We start from the raw sequence: 24,733 nt of genomic DNA, 5'->3' as shown, positions 1-24,733 counted from the left end.
TTTTGTAAAAATTAAGAACAGAAATTTATAATATGATATAATTAAGCGATTATGTTGAAAAAGGTGGACAAGTAATATGTACGAAAATTACCATTCCGGTTGGATAGAATGTATTTGCGGAAGTATGTTTAGTGGTAAATCTGAAGAACTAATTAGACGGCTCAGAAGAGGTTTGTATGCTAAACAAGATGTTAAAGTATTTAAACCGGCTATCGACAATCGTTATAGTGAACAAGCAGTCGTGTCTCATAACGGTAATCAATTAGATGCTATAAGCATTGAACATTCAAGTGAAATTTTAAAGCACGATTTACAAGGTATTGATATAATTGGTATTGACGAAGTTCAATTTTTTGACAATGAAATCGTTGCAGTTGCACAAAAATTAGCCGAAGAAGGCTATCGTGTAGTTGTAGCAGGACTGGATATGGATTTCAAAGGTGTGCCCTTTGAACCTATGCCTGAAATGATGGCAGTCGCTGAAATCGTAACTAAATTACAGGCTGTTTGTGCTGTTTGTGGATCACCTTCCAGTCGCACACAAAGGCTTATTAACGGGGAACCCGCTCATATTAATGATCCTATTATTTTAGTAGGGGCAGATGAAAGTTATGAACCGAGATGTAGAGATCATCATATTATAAGAACAGAAACAAGGAGTGATATAAATGTTTGATCAATTAGAAATCGTAGAAAATAGATATGAACAACTTAACGAACTATTGAGTGATCCTGATGTTGTATCTGATACGGATAAGCTTAGGGAGTATTCTAAAGAACAATCTGATTTACAAAAAACAGTAGACGTTTATCGAACATATAAATCAGTGAAAACTGATATCGAAGACGCGAAAGTAATGCTAGAAGAAACAGATGACAAAGACGATCAAGAAATGTTAAAAGATGAAATTAACAGTTTAACTGATCGCATCCCAGAATTAGAGTCAGAGTTGAAGTTCTTACTTATTCCGAAAGATCCAAATGATGAGAAAAACGTAATCGTTGAGATACGTGGTGCAGCAGGTGGAGATGAAGCTGCAATATTTGCTGGAGATTTATTTAGAATGTATTCTCGTTTTGCTGAAATGGAAGGATACAAAATAGACGTAGTAGAAGAAAACCCAAGCGATCATGGTGGTTATAAGGAAATCAGTTTTTCTGTTCAAGGGACAGGTGCGTTTAGTAAATTAAAATATGAAAATGGTGCTCACCGTGTGCAACGTGTTCCAGAAACTGAATCGGGTGGTAGAGTTCATACTTCAACTGCGACTGTTGCTATATTACCAGAGGCTGAAGACGTGGAAGTTGATATTCGTAGTGAAGATTTGAAAATTGAAACTTATCGTTCAAGTGGTGCAGGTGGTCAGCACGTTAACACGACTGACTCAGCTGTGCGAATTACACACGTACCTACAGGTATTATTGCAACATCTTCTGAAAAATCACAAATTAAAAACCGTGAAAAAGCACTAAAAGTATTAAAAGCAAGAGTTTTTGATATGATGGTTCGTGAAGAACATGCCAAATATGCTGAAAAAAGGAAATCAGCTGTTGGGACAGGTGACCGTTCTGAACGTATTAGAACATATAATTACCCACAAAACAGAGTTACTGACCATCGCATAGGTTTAACAATTCAAAAATTAGATCAAATAATGGACGGTAAAATTGGTGAAATTATAGATGCGTTAACGATGCATGAACAAACAGAGAAATTGGAAGATTTAAACAATGGAGAATTATAATTTTTATACATTATTAACTGAAACATATAAAGCTTTATCAGCACGAGGGTTAGAAACTTCTCGTGCTGATTGGCTATTAGAAGACATATCTGGTTTGTCCAGAACACAAATCCTTTTAAAACAACAAGAGCCAGTACCAGATAATATACTTAAGAAATTTTTGACTTATAGAGAAAGAATGTATTTAGGGGAACCCGTACAGTACATCGTTGGATTTGCTGAGTTCTATGGACGAAAATTCATAGTAAATAATGATGTTCTAATCCCTAGACCTGAAACTGAGGAATTAGTTTTGCAAACATTAAATACTATAAATCAACACGAACAAACAGTTTGCGATATTGGAACAGGCACAGGGGCTATTGCAATTAGCTTAAAGAAGGAGCGTACTAATTTAAATGTTATTGCAACTGATATTAGCGATGATGCATTAAAAGTTGCGAAAGAAAATGCTCGATTAAATCAAGCAGAAATTGAGTTTCTTCAAGGCGATGCTTTGAAACCTCTGATTAATAATGGCATTAAAGTCGATGTACTTTTATCAAACCCACCTTATATAAGCTACGAAGAAAAAGTAGAAATGTCAGAAACCGTACTGGAATATGAACCACACCTTGCTTTATTCACACAAAACAATGGTTTAGCTATTTACAAACGCATACTAAATGATTTAGATAAAGTGATGAAAAAAGATGGACTAGTCATATTTGAAATCGGTCATTTACAAGGTGAAATTTTAAAATCATATATCCATGAACACTATAAAGTTAAAAATTTGGCAATTATCAAAGATATAAATCAAAAGAATCGTATGATACAATTTAATTGGATGGGTTGTTAATAAGTTATGCACAAAAGGGTTGAGTTATCCACGAAATGTGTATAACTTTTATTTGTATACAGTAAATACGATGAGGAAGGGAAGTATAGCCTTGGAAACATATGTTTGGGATGTGCGTAAGTTTGTTCATAACTTAGCTAGTTATCCACACATCAATCAGATTATAGATGGTTACCGTCAAAATCAACTTATAGCTTTGCCGACGGAAACAGTATATGGATTAGGAGCAAATGCAAAAGACGAAGAAGCGATTAAAAATATTTATAAAGCTAAGGGTCGTCCATCTGATAACCCACTTATCGTTCATATTCATAATAAAAATCAATTAAAAGATTTTACAGAAAATATCTCAGAAGAAACAGAATTGTTGATGGATGCTTTTTGGCCAGGTCCAATTTCATTTATCGTTCCATATAAGTCAGGATATTTAGATGATAGAGTAACGGGAGGGTTGAATTCAGTTGCTGTAAGAATGCCTAGTCATGCTATTGGAAGAGAGATTTTGCAATTAGTCAATTTACCAATTGCAGCTCCAAGTGCAAATTTAAGTGGGAGACCTTCGCCTACAAAATTTGAACATGTAAAACATGACTTAAATACGAGGATTTATGGAATTATACAAGCTGAAGATATAGATGAAGGAATAGAAAGTACAGTAATAGATTGTACGACTTTTCCTTTTAAAATAGCAAGACCAGGGTCTATAACTGCTGAAATGATTAATGAGGTTTTGCCGAATAGTATTATAGATAAAAAAATAGATATAAATAAACCAATTGCCCCAGGAATGAAATATCAGCACTATGCACCTTCTCAACCAGTAACGTTAATAGAGGGTGGTATAACAAAACCGCTCGACCTTAATTTATTAAATAGTAAAAAACTAGCTTTTATTGGTCCAAGAAGCATAGAGCATTTAGTTCCTGAAACCATTAAATTTATTCCTTTAGGAAAAAATAAAAATGATATTAAAGGTGCTCATCATGATTTGTACGATGCATTAAGAATCGCAGACCAATTAAATGATATTGAACATATATTGATAAATGGTTATGAACGAACAGATCAAACTGTTGCATTAATGAATAGAATAGATAAAGCAAGCGGACATAGATTTAAAGGGGAAGATGAATTGTGAAAATAATATTTGTATGTACAGGTAATACTTGTAGAAGTCCATTAGCAGAAGCTATAGCTAAAGATTTGATGCCTGATTACGAAATACATTCGAGAGGTATTTCAGCATTTAACGGTGCACCGATATCTCAACAATCAATGGATATTATATTGGAAAATAATTTACCGATTCCTGAATCAGCGCAACAATTTAGCGATGCAGATTTAGATGCAGATTTAATTTTGACTATGACAGAAAATCACAAATCGATATTGCAATCCATGTATGAACATAAAAATATTGATTCATTAAAACATTATACGAGTGGAAAAGCTGGAGACGTAGTAGATCCAATTGGACAGCAAATAGGTGTGTATAGAAATACTTATGAAGAAATTAAGAAATTGATAATCGAATTATTACAGAGTAATTAAGAATACAAATAATTTGTATAATAGCTATATCACGCATGAAAAATACGTTATAATATGAAAGTATAAACAAATTGGGAGGTGGGAAGATGAAAGTAGCTATTGCAGCAGACCATGGAGGCTTTGAATACAAAGAAGCAATTAAAAAATTATTAGAAGAAATGAACATTGAATATAAAGATTTTGGAACACATAAAGGTGAATCAGTGGATTATCCAGATTATGCTAAACCTGTTTCAGAAAATGTAGCAAATGGTAATTTCGATAAAGGTATTTTAATTTGTGGAACTGGCATTGGTATGTCGATTGCTTCTAATAAAGTAAAAGGGGTACGTTGTGCACTTGTGCATGATGTTTTTACTGCGGAAGTAACAAGGCAACACAATGATTCAAACGTATTAGCATTAGGCCAACGTGTCATCGGTGAAGGATTAGCACTTCTCATCGTCAAAACTTGGTTGACGAGCGAGTTCGAAGGCGGTAGACATCAAAAACGCATAGATAAAATTGAAGGCGATTGTTCATGAAAAATAATTTAATACAATTAATCAATGAACTTAAGTCTAAACAATTTTTTAATGAAAATGAACTATGTATTATAGGATGTTCTACTTCAGAGATTAGAGGGGCAAAAATAGGCTCGAATGGTTCAGCAGAGATTGCGAAAGAATTGTATGAAACGCTTGATTCAATACATAAAGAGACAGGTGTTCATTTTGCATTTCAAGGTTGTGAACATATAAATCGAGCTATTACAATCGAACGCGAACTGTTTGATCCCTACTTAATGACTGAGGTTTCTGTTGTTCCACAACGGAATGCTGGAGGCAGCTTATCAACCTATGCATATCAACATATGGATGATCCTGTATTAGTTGAACATATCAAATGCGATAAAGGTATTGATATTGGTCAAACATTAATTGGTATGCATATTAAGCATGTAGCAGTACCGATATCAGTTGAAACTAGACAAATCGGTGAAGCAGTAGTAACAGTAGCAACAAGCCGTCCAAAATTAATTGGCGGTGAAAGAGCAAAGTATTAAATTCTTAAAAGCGAGGGATTGTACATGTCATTTATTAAAAAGCAAGACGAAAAACTTTTCGAAGCAATGGAGAAAGAGTTCGACAGACAAAATAACAACATAGAATTAATCGCGTCTGAGAACTTTGTTTCTGAAGCGGTGATGGAAGCTCAAGGTTCTGTATTAACTAATAAATACGCAGAAGGTTACCCTGGTCGTCGTTATTATGGTGGTTGTGAGCATGTTGATATCGTAGAAGATATAGCGAGAGAACGCGCAAAAGAAATCTTCGGTGGAGACCATGTTAACGTACAACCACATTCTGGTTCACAAGCAAATATGGCTGTGTATTTTGTTGCTTTAGAACCAGGTGATACTGTACTTGGAATGAATTTAAGTCATGGTGGACATTTAACTCACGGAGCTAAAGTTAACTTTAGTGGTAAACTATATAACTTTGTGGAGTATGGCGTGTCTAAAGAAAATGAACAAATTGACTATGATGAAGTTTTAAGAGTAGCTAAAGAAACTCAACCAAAATTAATAGTTGCTGGTGCTTCTGCTTATCCAAGAGGAATTGATTTTAAACGTTTCAAAGAAATTGCAGATGAAGTAGGCGCTAAATTAATGGTAGATATGGCTCATATCGCTGGTTTAGTTGCTGCTGGATTACACCAAAACCCAGTAGAATATGCTGACTTTGTTACAACTACGACGCACAAGACACTTAGAGGACCTCGTGGTGGCATGATTTTCTGTAAAGAAGAATATGCTAAAGAAATCGATAAAATCATTTTCCCTGGTATCCAAGGTGGTCCATTAATGCATGTCATTGCAGGTAAAGCTGTATCATTTGGTGAAGCATTAGAACCAGAATTTAAAGATTACCAAAAACAAGTGATTAAGAATGCTCAAAAGTTAGCTGCTACACTAGAAGAAGAAGGTTTACGTATTGTATCTGGTGGAACAGATAACCATTTAATCTGTGTCGATGTTAAAGGTTCTCTTGGTATTACAGGGAAAGTTGCTGAAAATGCTTTAGATGAAGTAGGCATAACTTGTAATAAAAATACAATACCATTTGATCAAGAAAAGCCTTTCGTAACAAGTGGTATTCGATTAGGTACACCAGCTGTTACATCTCGTGGATTTGATGAAAGTGCAATGGAAGAAGTTGGTAGAATAATGGCGACAGTGCTAAAAAATCCTGAAGATGAAACTACATTAAAAGAAGCACATGAACGTGTATTATCATTAACTTCTAAGTTCCCACTTTACAACAAATAATAGTTATTGGAGGATTGCCTTATGGGTAAAGTACATGTTTTTAATCACCCGCTCATTCAACATAAATTGAGCTATATTCGTGATAAAAAAACTGGAACAAAGGAATTTAGAGAACTTGTTGACGAAGTAGGCATGCTTATGGCTTATGAAGTTACAAGAGATTTTGATTTAAAAGACGTAGAAATTGAAACACCTGTTACAAAAATGACAGCGCAAAGATTATCAGGTAAGAAATTAGCGCTCATTCCTATTTTACGTGCTGGTCTTGGTATGACAGACGGTATTATGAAACTTGTACCTGCTGCGAGAGTTGGCCACGTTGGTTTATATCGTGACCCAGAAACACTTGAAGCAATAGAGTATTTTGTTAAGTTACCTCAAGATATTGAAGAACGTGAAATTATTGTAGTAGATCCTATGCTTGCTACAGGTGCATCTGCGATTGAAGCTATTCAATCATTAAAAAATCGTGGCGCTACTAAAATCCGCTTTATGGGATTAGTTGCTGCACCTGAAGGGGTTAAGGCACTACAAGAAGCACATGAAGATGTAGATATATATATTGCCGCTTTAGATGAAAAATTAGACGAGCATGCATACATTACACCAGGACTTGGTGATGCAGGCGACCGTCTGTTTGGCACTAAATAATAATAGGAGGATTTTATTACAATGAAGAAAATTATGACGATATTTGGTACGCGACCTGAAGCTATTAAAATGGCACCTTTGGTTTCAGAACTGAAAAATGATCCGGAGTTACAACCAATTGTAGTTGTGACTGCACAACATAGAGAAATGCTGGACTCAGTTCTTGAAACATTTGATATCACACCAGATTATGATTTGAATATCATGAAACAAGGGCAAACACTTTCTGAAGTAACTTCTAGAGTGCTAGGTGGACTTGAAAGTGTTATTCAAGAAGCGAAACCAGATATGATATTGGTACATGGAGATACAACTACTACTTTTGCTGGTAGCTTAGCTGCTTTTTATAACGAAGTCGCAATTGGCCACGTTGAAGCAGGCTTAAGAACTTGGAATAAGTATTCTCCATTCCCAGAAGAAATGAATCGACAAATGACGGGGGTCCTTGCTGATTTACACTTCTCACCAACTGATCAGTCTAAACATAATTTACTTCAAGAAAATAAAAAAGACGAATCTATTGTTGTTACAGGTAATACAGCTATTGATGCATTATCAACAACGGTTAGTGAAAATTACGAAAGTGAAATCATTAACCGCCATAAAGATAAACGCATCGTGTTGTTAACAGCGCATAGACGTGAAAATATTGGTAAACCAATGGAAAATATCTTCAAAGCTGTTAGACGTATTGTTGAAGAGCATGAAGATGTTGTCGTTGTATACCCAATGCATAAAAATCCAAAGGTCAGAGATATAGCTGGACAATTATTAAGTGATCATAATCGTATCGAACTAATAGAGCCATTAGAAGTTATTGATTTTCATAACTTTGCGGCAAATTCTCATTTGATTCTTACTGATTCTGGCGGTGTACAAGAAGAAGCACCTTCACTTGGGAAGCCAGTCCTTGTATTGAGAGATACAACTGAGCGCCCAGAAGGGGTGGAAGCTGGTACGTTAAAACTAGTTGGCGTAGAAGAAGAGGATGTCTACAACGAAACGAAAAAACTATTAAATGATCAATCTTCATATGAAAGCATGAGCATTGCTCAAAATCCATATGGTGATGGCTTAGCATCTAAGAGAATATGTGAAAATATTAAGTATTATTTTGATATTTTGACTGAAGCACCTGCACCGTTCAAAACAAAATAAGTTAGAAGTGGTTTGTGTCAATTCTGTGACAAAAAAATGACAAAAATTTGTTTTCTATTTTTGACATAGCATTGACACTATAAGGCCACTATATTATCATGAAAATTGTGTGATGAAACGGTTTTCAAAGATATACAACTAATTAAAGGAGTTTCAGCTGTATGTTTGATTTCAAGGGCTTTTTCAAGTCTTATTTACAGTATTTTATTTTCTTCGTTATTTTTCTAGTTGTCGTTTATTTCTTCTTGAAACATGAGTTCATTTTAGGACTAATAATTGGAACAATAGCATCAGCTGTTAACTTGTTTTCATGGGAAGTTTACCTCAATCGAGCAAAAAATGCTGAATCATTACAATTATCAACTGGAAACTGGGTAAGGTACCTTGTAACTATTGTTGCATGTTGTTTCTGGCTTAAATATCCAATAATTGTTGATATTATCGGAATTTTAGTAGGGCTGATGATTGCATATGTGTTAATCATGTTTAGGTCACTCAAAAATCTCGATTAAATAATTAAAATTGTGAAAAGAGGTGAAAATATGGAACACGAATCACCTTTGTGGTCCATCAATTTTGGAGGGTTTGACTTAATATTCAATCTTTCAAGTGTCTTAATGATAGTAGTTTCAGCAATTATCGTTTTTGCGATAGCTGTAGCTTGTACTAGAAATTTAAAAGTAAGACCTTCTGGTGCTCAAAACTTTATTGAATGGATTTTTGACTTCGTTAAAGGCATCATTCAAAGTAATATGGCATGGAAAGAGGGAGGGAAATTCCATTTCCTTGCAGTAACATTAATATTATTTATTTTTGTTTCTAATATGTTAGGACTTCCATTCTCAATTGTTGTAGGACACACATTATGGTGGAAATCACCAACAGCAGATCCTACTGTGACATTAACATTAGCTACTTTAATGGTATTGCTCACACACTTCTACGGTGTGAAAATGCGTGGAACGAGTGGATATTTAAAATCGTTCGTTCAACCGGTAGCTTTAATGGTACCATTCAAAATTGTTGAAGAATTTGCTTCAACATTGACGCTTGGTCTACGTTTGTACGGTAATATATTTGCAGGTGAAGTATTATTAGGTTTACTAGGTACTTTAGCTGCTGGCGGCGCTTTAGGAGTTTTAGGCGCATTTTTACCTGCTATGGTATGGCAAGCATTCTCAATTTTTATAGGTTCAATTCAAGCGTACATATTTGTAATGTTATCAATGGTTTATATGTCCCACAAAGTGGCAGAAGATCATTAATATAAAATTTAAAAAACAATTAATATTTTTAATTCTAGGAGGAAAATTATAATGAGTTTAGGTGTATTAGCAGCGGCAATCGCAATCGGTTTAGCAGCATTAGGAGCAGGTATTGGTAACGGTCTTATCGTTTCAAGAACAGTTGAAGGTGTTGCACGTCAACCAGAAGCACGTGGTCCATTAATGACAATTATGTTTATCGGTGTTGGTTTAGTTGAAGCCCTACCTATCATTGCAGTTGTAGTAGCATTCATGGTAATGAACCGATAAGCTAACATATTTTTAGAACAGGCGGAGTCTATCTAAAAAGGATTTCGCCATTCATTTATGAGGTGTTAGAACCTTGACTTGCAATGAAAGGAGTGTAATTGGCAGTGGATCATAACGTATTGGTTTTAGGTGCAACAGGCAGTGGCGTTGAATGGGGAACAGCTTTATTCACATTAATCACGTTTTTAATCCTGTTAGCTTTATTAAAGAAATATGCTTGGGGACCATTGAAATCCATAATGGATGAACGTGAAGAAACTATCAATAAAGATATTGATGACGCTCAAGCAGCAAAGGTAAATGCAAAAAAATTAGAAGAAGAAAATAGAGACATCCTTAAAAAGACTCAAGAAGAAGTACAAACAATTCTTGATGATGCAAAACATCAAGCTAAAGTACAACAAGAGCAAATTATAAGTGATGCAAATGTTAAAGCAAATGGGTTAATTCAATCAGCACAAGCAGAGATTCAGCAAGAGAAACAAAGAGCAATTGCTGATATTAATAATCGTGTATCTGAACTTTCTGTATTAATAGCTTCTAAAGTAATTAATAAAGAGATTTCTGAACAAGATCAAAAAGAACTTGTTGAAAAATACATTAAAGAGGCAGGGGAAAAATAATGGCGAATATAAGTCAAAAATATGCCCAAGCTTTATATGATGTAGCAGAAGAACATAACATAGAAGACACAATATTAAACGAACTCGAAACGCTAGAAAATAGTGTGAAACCAAATCTAGATGAAATTAAGGCTATAGATTATAATCCAAAGTTAGCTCAAGAAGACAGACAAGCTTTAGTTGAAAATGTATTCAAAGGCATATCTAAACCTTTAATGAACACATTATTCTTATTAGCTAATAACAACAAATTGTCTTTAATTCCTAGTGTTTTTATAGATTATAGAAATATTTATAATCAAGTACATAGTCAAGATTTAATGAAAGTTGAATCTGTCTATCCGTTATCTAACGAAGAATTAGATGAAATAGGGAAAGTTTTTATTAAGCGTACAGGTTTAAAGAAATTAATTTTAGAAAATGAAATAAATGATTCTTTAATTGGCGGTGTTCGTGTAACGATAGGTACGAAAGTTTACGACGGCTCGATTCAGAATGATTTAAATCAATTAACAAAATCATTTCATCAAATGAAATAATTATTAAGGAGTGACATAGATGGCCATTAAAGCTGAAGAAATCAGTGCTTTATTACGCTCTCAAATTGAAAACTATGAGTCTGAAATGTCAGTTACCGATGTTGGTACAGTTATCCAAGTCGGGGATGGTATTGCATTAGCTCATGGCTTGAATGATGTTATGGCTGGTGAACTTTTAGAGTTTCATACTGGCGTTTTAGGTTTGGCACAAAACTTAGAAGAAAATAACGTAGGTATCGTCATTTTAGGACCTGCAGAAGGTATTAAAGAAGGCGATGAAGTTAAGCGTACTGGACGTATCATGGAAGTACCAGTAGGCGAAGAATTAATCGGACGTGTTGTGAATCCTTTAGGACAGCCAATAGATGGACAAGGTCCAATTAACACTTCTAAAACACGCCCTGTAGAATCACCTGCAACAGGTGTTATGGATCGTAAATCAGTAGATGAACCTCTACAAACTGGTATTAAAGCGATTGATGCATTAGTACCAATTGGACGTGGACAACGTGAGTTAATCATCGGTGACCGTCAAACAGGTAAAACTACTGTAGCAATCGACACTATTTTAAACCAAAAAGACCAAGATATGATTTGTATATACGTAGCTATAGGTCAAAAAGAATCTACAGTTCGTACAGCAGTTGAAACATTACGTAGACATGGTGCATTAGATTACACAATCGTTGTATCAGCATCTGCAGCTCAACCTGCTCCTTTACTGTATATTGCACCTTATTCTGGTGTAGCTATGGGTGAAGAGTTCATGTTCAATGGTAAACACGTATTAGTTGTTTATGATGATTTAACGAAACAAGCGGCAGCTTACCGTGAATTATCATTATTACTACGTCGTCCGCCAGGCCGTGAAGCTTATCCAGGTGACGTATTCTACTTACACAGTCGTTTATTAGAACGTGCTGCTAAATTGAATGATGAATTAGGTGGCGGTTCAATTACTGCATTACCTTTCGTTGAAACGCAAGCAGGTGATATCTCTGCTTACGTACCGACAAACGTTATTTCAATTACAGACGGTCAAATATTCTTACAATCAGACTTATTCTTCTCAGGTGTAAGACCAGCGATTAACGCAGGTTTATCAGTTTCACGTGTTGGTGGTTCGGCACAAATTAAAGCAATGAAGAAAGTTGCTGGTACTTTACGTTTAGACTTAGCTTCTTATCGTGAATTAGAGTCATTTGCTCAATTCGGTTCAGACTTAGATGCTGCAACTAAAGCGAAATTAGAACGTGGTAAACGTACAGTAGAAGTACTTAAACAAGATCAAAATAAACCATTATCTGTTGAACGACAAGTTGTTATCTTATACGCATTGACTAAAGGTCATTTAGATGACATTCCTGTTGTAGACATTACAAGATTTGAAGATGAATTCTTAAATTGGATCGATTCTAATGCTAGCGATTTATATAAAGAAATTCGCGAAACAAAACAATTACCATCTGATGATAAATTTGTTTCTGCTATCGAAGGATTCAAAAAAGTATTTAATAAATCTCAAGTAGAGTAATATTAAGCTTTAAATAAAAGGTGGTGAAATTGTGGCTTCACTTAGAGAAATCAAAGGAAGAATCACTTCTACGCAAAGTACGAGTCAAATTACAAAAGCAATGAACATGGTTTCTAATTCTAAATTACGTAGAGCTGAAGAAAACGCAAGTGCATTTGAACCTTATATGAATAAAATGCAAGATGCAATAACAGCTATTGCTTCTAAAAGTTCGGATGTATCTCATCCGATGCTTAAAAAACGAGAAGTAAAACGTTCAGGTTATTTAGTGATAACTTCTGACAAAGGATTAGCAGGACCATATAGTGCAAATATATTAAAAAATTTAGTAAATGATATTAAAGAAAAACATAACAACAACCCAGATGAATATGCAATTGTTGTAGTAGGTCGTGTAGGTCGAGATTTCTTGAAGAACAGAGATTATAATGTTGTTGAAGAATATACGGGATTACCAGATCAACCTACTTTTAAAGATGTTCAAGCTTTAACTGAAAAAGCAGTAGACTTATTCAACGAAGAATTCTACGATGAACTGACTTTATACTATAGTCACTTTGTAAGTGTTCTTGAGCAACAAGTTAGGTCTAAAAGGATACTACCTTTATCTGATGAAGATACAGGAAAAGGTTCAAGCTTAATGGCTGGCTACGAATTCGAACCAGATAAAGAAACTATTTTAGAAGTTATATTACCACAATATGCTATTAGTTTAATCTATGGTGCTGTATTAGACGGTAAAGCAAGTGAGCATGCTTCTAGAATGACGGCTATGAAAAATGCTACAGACAATGCTTCTGAATTAATTGACGAATTATCAATACAATATAACAGAGCTAGACAAGCTGCAATTACTCAACAAATTACTGAGATTGTAGGCGGAGCAGCTGCACTAGAATAAGATTAGGAGGAATTTACATGGGATTAGGCCGAGTAACGCAAATTACAGGGCCAGTTATTGACGTACGTTTCCCACATGGTGAATTGCCGGAACTTAATAATGCTTTGACAATTAAAGTAGACCGTCCCGACGGTAACACTTTTAATTTAGCATTAGAAGTTGCATTACACCTTGGTGATGATGTTGTACGTACAATAGCTATGGCATCAACTGATGGTGTGAAACGTGGTCAAGAAGTAGTAGACACTGGTAAAGCTATTTCAGTACCGGTTGGAGATGCTACATTAGGTCGTGTGTTTAATGTTTTAGGTGAAAAAATTGATTTAGGTGAAGAGCTTGATGAAAGTGTTCGTCGTGACCCTATTCATCGTTTAGCTCCTAAGTTTGAAGATTTATCTACAAAAGTAGAAATTCTTGAAACTGGAATTAAAGTAGTAGACTTATTAGCGCCATATATTAAAGGTGGTAAAATCGGTCTATTCGGTGGTGCCGGTGTAGGTAAAACAGTTCTTATTCAAGAATTAATTAATAATATTGCTCAAGAGCATGGTGGTATTTCTGTATTCGCAGGTGTAGGTGAACGTACACGTGAAGGTAACGACTTATACTATGAAATGAGCGATTCAGGCGTTATTAAGAAAACGGCAATGGTCTTTGGACAAATGAACGAACCACCAGGCGCTCGTGCTAGAGTTGCATTATCAGGTTTAACTATGGCTGAATACTTCCGTGATGAACAAGGACAAGATGTATTATTATTCATTGATAACATCTTCCGCTTTACTCAAGCAGGTTCTGAAGTTTCTGCATTATTAGGTCGTATGCCTTCAGCAGTTGGTTATCAACCAACTCTTGCTACTGAGATGGGACAATTACAAGAACGTATTACATCTACTAATAAAGGATCAGTTACATCTATTCAAGCGGTATTCGTACCAGCCGATGACTATACTGACCCAGCGCCAGCTACTGCTTTCGCTCACTTAGATGCAACTACAAACCTTGAGCGTAAATTAACAGAAATGGGTATATACCCAGCGGTTGATCCTTTGGCTTCAACGTCGCGTGCCTTAACACCTGAAATTGTTGGTGACGAGCATTATGACGTTGCACGTCGTGTTCAACAGACTTTACAAAAGTATAGAGAATTACAAGATATCATAGCTATCCTTGGTATGGATGAATTATCAGATGATGATAAGAAAACAGTTGAACGTGCTCGTCGTATTCAATTCTTCTTATCTCAAAACTTCCATGTAGCAGAACAATTTACTGGCCAAAAAGGATCATATGTACCAGTTAGTCAAACTGTACAAGATTTCAAAGCAATACTAGAGGGACAATATGACCATATACCAGAAGATGCTTTCCGTTTAGTCGGTGGTATCGAAGCAGTTCTTGAAAATGCTAAAAACATGGGTGTAGAGGTCTAATACTAATTAGGAGGAATGGAAAATGAATACATTTACCTTAGATGTTGTCACTCCTAATGGATCTGTTTACTCAGCAAAAGATGTTGAACTTGTTGTTTTACATACTGAAACTGGAGAAATGGGTGTAATGGCTGGCCATATTCCAACTGTTGCAGCATTAAAAACAGGATATGTTAAAGTAAACAAAGCAAGTGGTACAGAGTATTTAGCTGTTTCCGAAGGATTTGTTGAAGTAAGAACTGATAAAGTTACTGTTCTAGTTCAGTCAGCTGAAACAGCTGAGGATATAGATAAAGAACGTGCGATTAATTCTAAAGAACGTGCAGAAGAACGATTACATAGTAATCGTGATGATGTTGATTATAGACGTGCTGAACGCGCGTTAAGTCGTGCAATTAATCGAATTGAAGTGGCTAAATTTAGATAATTATACAGGCTGAGACAAAAATATATGTCTCAGCCTAATTTATTATAATGGCAGTAGCTGACTGGACTGAAAATACGCTTATATCAAAGTTATTTCAATTCTGGTCATCTTTGCCGGGATGGGACTATGAAATATTTTTAGGAAAATGAAATATCTGTCCCACTCCCTTTGTTCTAGTGAAAGGATTGAGAGTATGGAATATTATGGTCAATTAGGTATTATAGGATTAATTCTTCATGTTGTATGTGTATGTTTAGCTTTTTGGGCGTTACAAGGCGTTAGGTTAGAGCAAATTTTCAAGAAAAATCATATAGCGCAAGCTCAAACATTTATAATCATTTTAGCTGTTTTATTAGGTACAAGTCTGAGTCGTTTTATTTTAGATATCCTCCAATATTCGTTACAATTAAAATTACTTTTCTAAAAATTACAAGAAAATACATAAATGTATGTAAAAAGAACAAAAAAGTAGTATAATGTTTTGGTGAATGTTTATGATTAATTAAAAGTGTGTATTTAATATATATATACTTTTGTAAATTAAATAATAGTGATGTATTTGTGGAGGACAATTATATGGATAAAATCGTCGTAAAAGGCGGGAAACGTCTAGAAGGAACAGTTGTTGTAGAAGGGGCTAAAAACGCAGTTCTACCTATATTGACAGCTACACTTTTACCGTCTGAAGGTCAAAGCGTTTTAACGAATGTACCAAAGTTAAGTGATGTTGATACAATAAATAACGTATTAACACATTTAAATGCAGAAATAGAATATGAGGCAGATAATAATACTGTAAAGGTTGATTCATCTAATCCTTTAAAAATAGAGGCACCTTATGAATATGTAAGCAAAATGAGAGCAAGCATATTAGTAATGGGTCCATTATTAGCAAGAGAAGGTCATGCTAGAGTTGCTTTACCTGGAGGTTGTGCAATTGGATCAAGACCAATTGAACAACATTTAAAGGGCTTCGAAGCATTGGGTGCTGAAATAGAATTACATAATGGATTTATAGAAGCAACTACACCTAATGGTTTAAAAGGCAGTAAAATTTATTTAGATTTCCCAAGCGTTGGTGCTACTCAAAATATTATGATGGCAGCTGTATTAGCAGACGGAAAAACTGAAATACAAAACGTTGCTAGAGAACCAGAAATAGTTGACTTAGCTAATTATTTAAATGAAATGGGTGCTCAAGTACATGGAGCAGGTACGGATACAATTAAAATAATTGGAGTTGATCATTTAGTAGGTGCGGAGCATTCTATTATTCCTGATAGAATTGAAGCTGGTACATTTATGATCGCTGGTGCTATTACAAGAGGTAATATAAATGTAATCGGAGCAATAAGAGAACATATGTCAAGCTTAGTTTCGAAACTAGAAGAAGCTGGTGTTCAAATAACAGAAATTAAAGATGGTTTAAATATTCAAGTGCCTGGTGAAATTAAAGCTATCGATGTTAAAACGATGCCACATCCTGGTTTCCCTACGGATATGCAATCTCAAATTATGGCGTTGTTATTAACTGCTAACGGAACAAGTAAAATAACTGAAACTGTCTTTGAAAATAGATTCATGCATGTTGAAGAATTTAAACGTATGAATGCTGATATATTTATTAACGATAGAAGTGCTATGATTACGGGACATGATGACTTACAAGGTGCAGATGTAAAAGCAACAGACTTAAGAGCAGGTGCAGCACTTATACTTGCTGGACTAGTATCTGATGGTTATACAAATGTTACAGAACTTAAACATTTAGATAGAGGTTATGTTGATTTTCATGGTAAACTAAAAACATTAGGTGCAGATGTAGAACGCATTAATGATGAAGGCAAGTTAAAAGATAAAGCGAGGGTTTAGTATGACTGAAACACAATCATCGAGAACTGACGAAAAAAATAGAAAGTCGCCATTTAAAAGGTTTAAAGAAAAAATTCAAACGAGTAGAGTTGAAACGATTCAAGGTATTGAAGTTGAACATCGTGTAATACCGTTATGGATGAAATTACTTATATTGCTAATTTTAATGGTCTTGCTATTTGTTGTCGGGACTATGATTGGTTATGGCATTTTGCATAATCCATTTGGTGTATTTAAACCTGAAACTTGGCAGCACATCTTTGAATTAACAGGAAGGAGTTCATGATGGAAGAAATTATTTACGATTATAATGAAATTAAAAAAATAATACCTCATCGTTATCCATTTTTATTATTAGATAAAATTGTAGAATTAGAAGATGGTAAACGTTGTGTTGGTATTAAGCAAGTATCTGGAAATGAGCCTTTCTTCCAAGGTCATTTTCCTGATTATGCCGTAATGCCTGGCGTACTAATCGTTGAAGCTTTAGCGCAAACAGGTGCAGTAGCAATGCTACGATTAGAAGAAAACCAAGGTAAGTTAGCTATGTTTGCAGGAATCGATAAGTGTCGATTTAAGAGACAAGTAGTGCCTGGTGACACGCTAAGATTAGAAGTAGAAATCAATAGAATTAAAGGTCCAATAGGAAAAGGTACTGCTAAAGCAACAGTAGATGGAGAAGTTGCATGTAGTTGTGAAATTAGCTTTGCACTTGTGGATCAAAAATAAAAAATATATAGATGTATAAAGCCACACCATTGAATGTTCAATGGTGTGGCTTTATTTGTTGTAAATAGTCGAGAAATTTATATCTCACTCTTTATTATATATTACTTTTTTCATCTTTTAATTTTGGTTTAGATTGCATAAGTCGATTAAATGAAGTTTTAAGTTCTTCACCTGTTAATCCTTCTTCTATTAGTTGTTCTAGTAATCGTTCAGCATAAACTTGTCTTAAAGTATAAATATGACATTCAAATACTACTGAAATTTTTTCATCTAATTGCTCTATATATTTTATAGTCGCATCAAATAATGCAGGATCATTAGATGGTCTTGTAATAACGACGCGTGTGTCTAATAATTTTTGAGTGTCATGATATTCTTTCATTTGTTCATAATGAATATCAGAGATTAAAATTTCTAATAACCAACCTGTTCCACTATTTTCTTTATTTATAATAATACCATCTAACAATTCATATTCTGTAATCTGTTCATCATTTACGATTTGAAAGCGAACTGCTTTAAATGTTTTCATAAACATCCCCCTTAAATGTTAAAACTACGAATGTTTAACTTTGTGTTCTATTATAAAGCACTTTTTAAGTAAATAACAATATTCTAAGGATATTGTTGAAAATTATGATGGAAAATATAAAAAAATGGATTTTGACGTAAAAATGTTGATTCCTTATATTAAAAATATAAGGAGGTGAAAGATATGCTTAATAAATCTGTTTTAGTTGGGAGGTTAACTAAAGACCCTGCCTATTTTAAGAAAGGTGACACTATCATTTCTACATTTTGTTTAGCAGTTGAAAGGGGTTATAAATCTAAAGAAGGTAATATGGTTGTTGACTTTATTGTGTGCAAAGCTTTTGGGAAATTAGCTTATAACATTCATCAATATACGAAGAAAGGTCAATTAATAGCTTTAACAGGCCAAATACAAACACGTGTATATATTAAAGATGATAAAAAGCAATATATTACTGAAATTATTTGTGAAACGATAAAGTTTTTAAATATGCCTTCAACAAATAGGAAAGGTGTCCCTCAATCTAAAGAAGAGATAAGTGATTTAATAAGTGAAAGTGCTGACACTTATTCAGAAGAACTATCTGTTAGAATGAGCGATGAAAGAAATACAGCTGAACAAAAGGCCAAAGAGAACGAACAAGATAACTTGTCGCAAGATGAAGTTTATAAACAGTATAATAAAATGATTGAAATTATACATGATGAAACAGACACATCTGAACAACCACAAACCTCGAATAAATCTATGGTAGTAAAATCATAGATTCATTCTAATTCCTCTATTAATAAAAATAGTCTTCCAAAACTAAAATACTCTCGATTCTATATTCCAGTGTGTCTAGAATATATATAGCCAGACGCTTATTAAATTGTTCAAATTATTGGACGTTTAATTACTTCCTACAAACTTATTCTAAAATTTGTGGGAAGTATTTTATATTTTATAAGTAGTTTATATATGACTTAAGAGTTTAATTATAATTGTGTAACCAATTACAGTGGTGTTACAAATTGCACTTTAATTAATTTTACACAACTTAAAAGAATACTTTCATGAAAGTTCTCAAGAAAGTATATAGCTGTAAAATATTCTTGAGATTTATGTAATACAATTGTAATAATTGGCTGTAATTTTTCATATGGTTGTAACCTATGTCATCAAATTTAATGATATAGTTTATAAAGTAAAAATCATAAATAAAGAGATAACCTTACAGGAGGAAATATTCAATCATGAAAAAATTATTATCAGTTTCAACAGCAGCAGTTGCAGTTACGACAGGGGTAACAGCTACAGCTGATGCAGCAACTCATACAGTAAAATCGGGAGACACTTTATTTGAGATCTCTAAACAATACGGAACAACAGTTGACGCACTTAAAGCGGACAATGGTTTAAATTCAAACTTAATCTTACCTAACCAAGTAATTAAAGTTAATGAAGCGAAAGCAGAAAATACTGAAGCGACTACAGAATACACTGTAGTTTCAGGAGATACTTTAGGGAAAATTGCATCTAAATATGATGTAACAGTATCTCAATTGAAAGCATGGAACAACTTAAATTCAGATCTAATTGTTGTTGGTCAAACTTTATCATTACAAGCACCAGCACAATCAGCTGAACCAGCAACAGCTCCAGTAGCTCAACAAGCTCCGGTTCAACAAACTGAAACACAAGTTGAAGCACCAGCTTACCAAGCTAACTATCAAGCACCAACACAATCATACAAAGCACCAGCTCAACCAACATATAATAAAGTTCAAACTTCACAAACTTCATATAAAGCGCCAGCTCAATCGGCTAGCACTGGTGGATCTACTAAAGCTCAATCGGCTAGCACTGGTGGATCTACTAAAGCTCAATTCTTAGCTGCAGGTGGAACTGAAGCAATGTGGAATACAATTGTATTACCAGAATCAAGTGGTAATCCAAATGCGGTAAGCCCTAACGGTTACCAAGGTTTAGGTCAAACTAAAGAATCATGGGGAACTGGTTCTGTAGCTACACAAACTAAAGGTATGTTAAACTACGCGAAACAACGTTATGGTTCTGTTGACGCAGCAATAGCTTTCCGTGCTCAAAACAATTGGTGGTAAGCTAAAAGCTTAATTTTCAAGTTATATAAATAATATTAATTCAATCGTCTAGGAAATATCCTAGGCGATTTTTTATATTTTACTAATGTTGTTTAATTTGACCATTATAAATGTATTTGATAATCTTAAAGTAATTGAATAAAGGAATGACTACTAGGGGCGCCTATAGGCTGAGATGAATTCGTTCAGTCCCTTATACCTGATTTGGATAATGCCAACGTAGGAAAGTGGTCAATTAACGTATACTCTACTTTTAATTGACTTCTTTTTATACGAAAGAAGTCATTTTTTTATTTAAAAAATTATTAGGAGAGATAACATGCGTTTTTCTGAGCAGTTACAACAAAAAGTAGAACCAATTATTGAAGAAATATATAATGATGGATTCATTCAAGGGTTTGTAAATGATGACATTTCAGCAGAAGCTGTAAAGCATTATTTAAAAGCGGATGCCAGATATTTAAATGAATTTGCTAAAATCTATGCGCTATTAATTCCTAAAATAGACTCTAAAGAAGAGTTGAAATTTTTATTAGAACAAATAGAATTCGCTTCTTCAGGGGAAGTAGGAGCTCATCAAATATTAGCGGATTATATCGGTGAAGGTTATCATGAAGTAATAAAAGATGGGGCATGGTATCCTACTGCAGATCACTATATTAAGCATATGTATTATAATGCGTACGCACATGAAAATGTTGCTTATACTGTAGCAGCTATGGCACCATGTCCATATGTATATAGAAGGATAGCTCAACTAGCTATTGAGAGAAATAATTTTTCGTCTAATCATAAGTTACAAGAATGGTTTAAATTTTACTATAAAGGTATGGATGAACTAATGGACGTACTAGACAACTGGCTCGATACTTTTAGTGAAAATGCATCTAAAGCAGAAATAGAACTAGTCGAAAGAAATTTTTTAGAAAGCACTGTTCATGAACGCAATTTCTTCAACATGTCGTATATTCAAGAAAAATGGAAATTTGAGGAGAGATAAATATGAAAAAACCAAACATTGCGTTATCGATTGCTGGTACCGACCCAACGGGCGGAGCAGGTATCATGGCGGATTTAAAATCATTTCAAGCGTCAGGAGTATATGGAATGGCAGTTCCAACTAGTATCGTTTCTCAAAATACTTTAGGTGTACAAGATGTCTACCATTTACCTATAGAAGTACTTGAATCTCAATTGAAAAGTGTATTCGATGATGAAACGCCAGATGCAATAAAAACGGGCATGATTGCATCAGAAGAAATGATGGAAACAATCAAACCTTATATTGAACAAGCTAATAAACCTTATGTCATTGATCCTGTAATGGTCGCTAAAAGTGGAGATTCACTGATGGATGATAAAGGTAAAAATAAATTAAAATCTATATTATTACCATTAGCTACTGTGGTAACGCCAAATATACCAGAAGCTGAAGATATAACAGGGTATAAAATTCAAACAGAAGAACAAATCAAAAAAGCTGGAGAATTTTTCTTAAATGAAGTTGGTTCTAAAGGTGTTGTCATTAAAGGCGGTCATTTAGAAGGTGATGCTATTGATTATTTATTTACACAAGAGGGTATAAGAAGTTGGAAGAGTGAAAGATTTGATACGCAACACACCCACGGGACTGGTTGTACATTTAGCGCAGTGATTACAGCAGAATTAGCTAAAGGACATACGATAGAAGAAGCGGTTAATACAGCTAAGAGATTTATTACTTTAGCAATTAAGTACACGCCAGAAATAGGAAAAGGTAGAGGACCAGTAAATCATTTCGCATATCAAAAAGTAGAGGGATTGGATTATGAGTAAACTACAAAATATTCGAGAAACAGGACCACTCGTAGTATGTTATACAAATGATGTTGTAAAAAACTTTACAGCGAACGGTTTAATATCGCTAGGAGCAAGTCCAGCTATGAGTGAAGAACCAGAAGAAGCGGAAGAATTTTCGAAAGTAGCAAGCGCCTTTTTAGTAAATATAGGTACAATTACAACCGATAAAGCATATGATATGAAAGAATATGCGAAAATAATGCATGATAACGGAGTGCCCGTTGTACTAGACCCAGTTGCAGTTGGAGCATCCACAATTAGAAAGACATTCTGCCAAACACTTCTTAACGATCAAGTAGTTGATGTAATAAGAGGTAACGCATCAGAAATATTAGCTTTAGTTGACGAAGAAACAACTATGAAAGGCACAGATAGTGATGATTCGTTAGACGTAGTAAAAATTGCTAAAAAAGCGCATAAACAATTGAATTTACCGATTATATTAACAGGAAAAACAGATGTTATTGCATGTAATAATCAATATTTAGAATTAAATAATGGTAGTGAAATGCTGACAAAAATTACTGGTGGAGGATGTTTACTAGGTGCTGTAGTGGGTGCTTTTCTTGCAAATAAAAAACAAATTACAGTAGATTTATTAGGAGAAGCATTATCAACGTATAATATCGCTAGCGAAATTGCGAGTGAACAATCCGGCGCACATTTACCAGGTACATTCAAAGTTGCATTTATTGATCAATTGAATGCAATAACGGATGAAATTGTTAAGCAAAAACAGAATGTGAAAGAAGTGAAATAATGTTTAAACAAGAATTGCTAAAAGTTTATTTTATAGCAGGCAGCCAAGACGTCCCTAACAAAAATTTATATACTGTTCTTGAGGAAGCATTAAAATCAGGTATTACAATGTTTCAATATCGAGAAAAAGGACCTAATAGTAAAACAGGCAAAGACAAAGAAACATTAGCGAAACAATTATTTGAACTATGTAAAAAATATAATGTACCGTTCATAGTAAATGACGATGTCGATTTAGCCTTAAAAATAAATGCTGATGGTATCCATGTTGGACAAGACGATAAAAATGTATCGTTATTTAAAGATAATTTTGAAAATAAAATCATTGGATTAAGCGTTGCTAATAAAGAAGAATATGATTTATCAGATGTTTCACTTGTTGATTATATAGGTACAGGTCCTATACATTCAACGCTTTCAAAAAGTGATGCAGGTGAAGAAGGTGGTTATGACCTCATTTCTAACTTAAGAAAATATGATGAAAATATACCAATTGTTGCTATTGGAGGTATAACAGAAGCTGACGTCATACCTTTGATAAACGCTGGTGCGGATGGGGTTAGTATTATTTCAGCTATAGCAAAAAGTACAAATATTGAACAAACTGTGAAGGGCTTTCATAATCAATATAAAAAAGTACTATAAATTTAAAATATTGATTTATGTTGAATAGAAACTATGGTAGAATAACCTTTATGTGAGTATATCAATAGAGGTGGAAAAATGAAGAAAAAAGCTTTATGGCCATTATTATTCGGTGTAATGGTTGTGCTAGCTGGGTGTGATTATTCTAAACCTGAGAATAGAGATGGATTCTTTTATAATACATTTGTTAAACCAATGGACAATTTAATTCATTGGCTCGGCGCTAACTTAGATCACAACTATGGACTAGCAATTATAATTATTACGTTAATCGTGCGTTTAGTCTTATTCCCATTCATGATGAAAACGTATAAAAATCAAAAATTAATGCGTGAAAAAATGAAATTAGCTAAACCTGAAATGGAAAAAATTCAGGAAAGAGTTAAACGTGCTAGAACTCAAGAAGAAAAAATGGAAGCCAATCAAGATATGATGGCACTATACAAAAAGCACGGTATTAACCCAATGAACATGGGTTGTTTACCAATTGTTATTCAAATGCCTATCGTAATGGGCTTGTTCTATGTATTGAAGTTCCCAACTGAAGGTGGAATTACAGAATATCCACAATTCCTATGGTTCAACTTAACGCAACCAGATATCTTCATTACTATAATTGCAGGTATCATCTATGCATTACAAGCATTTGTTTCTATGAAATACGCTAATGTACCTGATGAACAAAAGAATATGATGAGAATGATGATGTTCATTTCTCCAATCATGATTATTTGGATGTCATACATTTCAGCTTCAGCATTAGGTTTATACTGGGCTGTCGGTGGTGCTTTCCTAGTTGTTCAAACTTGGTTAGGTAATGTCTTCTATAACAGTAAAGTTGAAGAAGAAATGAAACCAATCATTGAAGCGCACGAAAAAAACCAACAAGAAGCTAACAATGATAAGAAACCAGCTAAGCTCGTTTCAAATAAAAAGAAAAAGAAATAAGTCAGGGTAACAACAATCCTGTAAAATAGAAAAAGCGGAAATTCTTTTAAATAAGAAT

At 34.1% G+C, this 24,733-nt stretch carries 31 protein-coding genes and 1 riboswitch; of the genes, 30 read left to right on the top strand and 1 reads right to left on the bottom strand.

All coding sequences use genetic code 11. From position 1 onward, the window contains the following. The first annotated feature begins 76 nt into the window (after positions 1-76). The 23 genes from CD135_RS05175 to fabZ all read left to right on the top strand — a co-directional run bounded on the left by CD135_RS05175 (position 77) and on the right by fabZ (position 17,850). The gene (locus tag CD135_RS05175) at positions 77-676 is read left to right on the top strand and encodes a thymidine kinase (RefSeq protein ID WP_016998894.1); all 600 of its coding nucleotides are present in this window, start codon (positions 77-79) and stop codon (positions 674-676) included. Further along, entirely contained in the window at positions 669-1,745 is a 1,077-nt protein-coding gene (gene prfA / locus CD135_RS05170; RefSeq protein ID WP_016998895.1) for a peptide chain release factor 1, read from the top strand. The genes CD135_RS05175 and prfA overlap by 8 nt, the downstream gene beginning before the upstream one ends. Next, on the top strand, positions 1,732-2,586 hold the full coding sequence (prmC, locus tag CD135_RS05165; protein ID WP_103268937.1) for a peptide chain release factor N(5)-glutamine methyltransferase: 855 nt from the start codon (positions 1,732-1,734) through the stop codon (positions 2,584-2,586). Before prfA ends, prmC begins: the two co-directional genes overlap by 14 nt. A gap of 91 nt (positions 2,587-2,677) precedes the next feature. Continuing rightward, entirely contained in the window at positions 2,678-3,724 is a 1,047-nt protein-coding gene (locus tag CD135_RS05160) for an L-threonylcarbamoyladenylate synthase (protein ID WP_103268936.1), read from the top strand. Beyond that, positions 3,721-4,137, top strand: a complete 417-nt coding sequence (locus CD135_RS05155; protein WP_016998898.1) for a low molecular weight protein arginine phosphatase — start codon at positions 3,721-3,723, stop codon at positions 4,135-4,137. Before CD135_RS05160 ends, CD135_RS05155 begins: the two co-directional genes overlap by 4 nt. Positions 4,138-4,223: 86 nt before the next feature. After that, complete coding sequence (rpiB, locus tag CD135_RS05150; RefSeq protein ID WP_016998899.1) at positions 4,224-4,661, top strand: ribose 5-phosphate isomerase B; 438 nt, start codon at positions 4,224-4,226, stop codon at positions 4,659-4,661. Next, a complete protein-coding gene (locus CD135_RS05145; protein ID WP_103268935.1) occupies positions 4,658-5,182 on the top strand; it encodes a TIGR01440 family protein in 525 nt (174 codons plus the stop codon). Before rpiB ends, CD135_RS05145 begins: the two co-directional genes overlap by 4 nt. Before the next feature lie 24 nt (positions 5,183-5,206). Continuing rightward, entirely contained in the window at positions 5,207-6,448 is a 1,242-nt protein-coding gene (locus CD135_RS05140; RefSeq protein WP_016998901.1) for a serine hydroxymethyltransferase, read from the top strand. Positions 6,449-6,469: 21 nt separating this feature from the next. Continuing rightward, positions 6,470-7,099, top strand: a complete 630-nt coding sequence (upp, locus tag CD135_RS05135) for a uracil phosphoribosyltransferase (protein WP_016998902.1) — start codon at positions 6,470-6,472, stop codon at positions 7,097-7,099. Positions 7,100-7,120: 21 nt separating this feature from the next. After that, positions 7,121-8,257, top strand: a complete 1,137-nt coding sequence (gene wecB, locus CD135_RS05130) for a non-hydrolyzing UDP-N-acetylglucosamine 2-epimerase (protein ID WP_064210830.1) — start codon at positions 7,121-7,123, stop codon at positions 8,255-8,257. Positions 8,258-8,418: 161 nt separating this feature from the next. Then, a complete protein-coding gene (locus tag CD135_RS05125) occupies positions 8,419-8,769 on the top strand; it encodes an ATP synthase subunit I (protein ID WP_016998903.1) in 351 nt (116 codons plus the stop codon). 30 nt (positions 8,770-8,799) lie between these two features. Then, on the top strand, positions 8,800-9,522 hold the full coding sequence (gene atpB, locus CD135_RS05120; protein ID WP_016998904.1) for a F0F1 ATP synthase subunit A: 723 nt from the start codon (positions 8,800-8,802) through the stop codon (positions 9,520-9,522). Positions 9,523-9,573: 51 nt separating this feature from the next. Then, on the top strand, positions 9,574-9,792 hold the full coding sequence (gene atpE / locus CD135_RS05115; RefSeq protein ID WP_016998905.1) for a F0F1 ATP synthase subunit C: 219 nt from the start codon (positions 9,574-9,576) through the stop codon (positions 9,790-9,792). Between the two features lie 98 nt (positions 9,793-9,890). Further along, the gene (locus CD135_RS05110; protein WP_016998906.1) at positions 9,891-10,415 is read left to right on the top strand and encodes a F0F1 ATP synthase subunit B; all 525 of its coding nucleotides are present in this window, start codon (positions 9,891-9,893) and stop codon (positions 10,413-10,415) included. Continuing rightward, positions 10,415-10,954 carry a F0F1 ATP synthase subunit delta gene (locus CD135_RS05105; protein ID WP_103268934.1) on the top strand — a complete coding sequence of 180 codons (540 nt, stop codon included), beginning with the start codon at positions 10,415-10,417 and terminating at the stop codon, positions 10,952-10,954. The genes CD135_RS05110 and CD135_RS05105 overlap by 1 nt, the downstream gene beginning before the upstream one ends. 19 nt (positions 10,955-10,973) lie before the next feature. Beyond that, a complete protein-coding gene (gene atpA / locus CD135_RS05100) occupies positions 10,974-12,488 on the top strand; it encodes a F0F1 ATP synthase subunit alpha (RefSeq protein WP_016998908.1) in 1,515 nt (504 codons plus the stop codon). A 31-nt stretch (positions 12,489-12,519) separates the two neighbouring features. Continuing rightward, positions 12,520-13,389 carry an ATP synthase F1 subunit gamma gene (gene atpG / locus CD135_RS05095; protein WP_016998909.1) on the top strand — a complete coding sequence of 290 codons (870 nt, stop codon included), beginning with the start codon at positions 12,520-12,522 and terminating at the stop codon, positions 13,387-13,389. A gap of 17 nt (positions 13,390-13,406) precedes the next feature. After that, entirely contained in the window at positions 13,407-14,822 is a 1,416-nt protein-coding gene (gene atpD, locus CD135_RS05090; protein WP_064204155.1) for a F0F1 ATP synthase subunit beta, read from the top strand. A gap of 22 nt (positions 14,823-14,844) precedes the next feature. Then, a complete protein-coding gene (locus CD135_RS05085; protein WP_016998910.1) occupies positions 14,845-15,249 on the top strand; it encodes a F0F1 ATP synthase subunit epsilon in 405 nt (134 codons plus the stop codon). Positions 15,250-15,442: 193 nt separating this feature from the next. Next, positions 15,443-15,673, top strand: coding sequence for a DUF1146 family protein (locus tag CD135_RS05080; RefSeq protein WP_016998911.1), 231 nt, complete (start codon positions 15,443-15,445; stop codon positions 15,671-15,673). Positions 15,674-15,825: 152 nt separating this feature from the next. Further along, the gene (gene murA / locus CD135_RS05075) at positions 15,826-17,121 is read left to right on the top strand and encodes a UDP-N-acetylglucosamine 1-carboxyvinyltransferase (RefSeq protein WP_103268933.1); all 1,296 of its coding nucleotides are present in this window, start codon (positions 15,826-15,828) and stop codon (positions 17,119-17,121) included. A gap of 1 nt (position 17,122) precedes the next feature. Then, on the top strand, positions 17,123-17,407 hold the full coding sequence (locus CD135_RS05070; RefSeq protein WP_103268932.1) for a DNA-directed RNA polymerase subunit beta: 285 nt from the start codon (positions 17,123-17,125) through the stop codon (positions 17,405-17,407). Continuing rightward, entirely contained in the window at positions 17,407-17,850 is a 444-nt protein-coding gene (gene fabZ, locus CD135_RS05065; RefSeq protein WP_016998917.1) for a 3-hydroxyacyl-ACP dehydratase FabZ, read from the top strand. The genes CD135_RS05070 and fabZ overlap by 1 nt, the downstream gene beginning before the upstream one ends. A gap of 94 nt (positions 17,851-17,944) precedes the next feature. Here the strand turns inward: fabZ and CD135_RS05060 are convergent, their stop codons facing one another. Continuing rightward, positions 17,945-18,382, bottom strand: coding sequence for a YwpF family protein (locus CD135_RS05060; protein WP_016999715.1), 438 nt, complete (start codon positions 18,380-18,382; stop codon positions 17,945-17,947). Positions 18,383-18,565: 183 nt separating this feature from the next. On the opposite strand from CD135_RS05060, the gene CD135_RS05055 reads away from it, so the two are divergent. The 7 genes from CD135_RS05055 (at position 18,566) to yidC (ending at position 24,675) form a co-directional block, all read left to right on the top strand. Further along, positions 18,566-19,147 carry a single-stranded DNA-binding protein gene (locus CD135_RS05055; protein ID WP_016999714.1) on the top strand — a complete coding sequence of 194 codons (582 nt, stop codon included), beginning with the start codon at positions 18,566-18,568 and terminating at the stop codon, positions 19,145-19,147. A 470-nt stretch (positions 19,148-19,617) separates the two neighbouring features. After that, entirely contained in the window at positions 19,618-20,484 is an 867-nt protein-coding gene (locus tag CD135_RS05050; RefSeq protein ID WP_103268931.1) for a LysM peptidoglycan-binding domain-containing protein, read from the top strand. 145 nt (positions 20,485-20,629) lie between these two features. Then, positions 20,630-20,727, top strand: a riboswitch (TPP riboswitch). Between the two features lie 76 nt (positions 20,728-20,803). Further along, entirely contained in the window at positions 20,804-21,484 is a 681-nt protein-coding gene (tenA, locus tag CD135_RS05045; RefSeq protein ID WP_103268930.1) for a thiaminase II, read from the top strand. A 2-nt stretch (positions 21,485-21,486) separates the two neighbouring features. After that, entirely contained in the window at positions 21,487-22,299 is an 813-nt protein-coding gene (gene thiD, locus CD135_RS05040; protein ID WP_103268929.1) for a bifunctional hydroxymethylpyrimidine kinase/phosphomethylpyrimidine kinase, read from the top strand. Further along, positions 22,292-23,083 carry a hydroxyethylthiazole kinase gene (gene thiM / locus CD135_RS05035; protein WP_103268928.1) on the top strand — a complete coding sequence of 264 codons (792 nt, stop codon included), beginning with the start codon at positions 22,292-22,294 and terminating at the stop codon, positions 23,081-23,083. The genes thiD and thiM overlap by 8 nt, the downstream gene beginning before the upstream one ends. Next, complete coding sequence (gene thiE / locus CD135_RS05030; protein WP_103268927.1) at positions 23,083-23,727, top strand: thiamine phosphate synthase; 645 nt, start codon at positions 23,083-23,085, stop codon at positions 23,725-23,727. Before thiM ends, thiE begins: the two co-directional genes overlap by 1 nt. Positions 23,728-23,805: 78 nt before the next feature. Next, positions 23,806-24,675, top strand: coding sequence for a membrane protein insertase YidC (yidC, locus tag CD135_RS05025; protein ID WP_016999708.1), 870 nt, complete (start codon positions 23,806-23,808; stop codon positions 24,673-24,675). Positions 24,676-24,733: the final 58 nt, after the last annotated feature.

Origin of the sequence: Mammaliicoccus lentus (assembly GCF_002902755.1) — a bacterium.
GTDB lineage: Bacteria > Bacillota > Bacilli > Staphylococcales > Staphylococcaceae > Mammaliicoccus > Mammaliicoccus lentus.
This window is presented reverse-complemented; position numbering and strand designations above follow the sequence as displayed.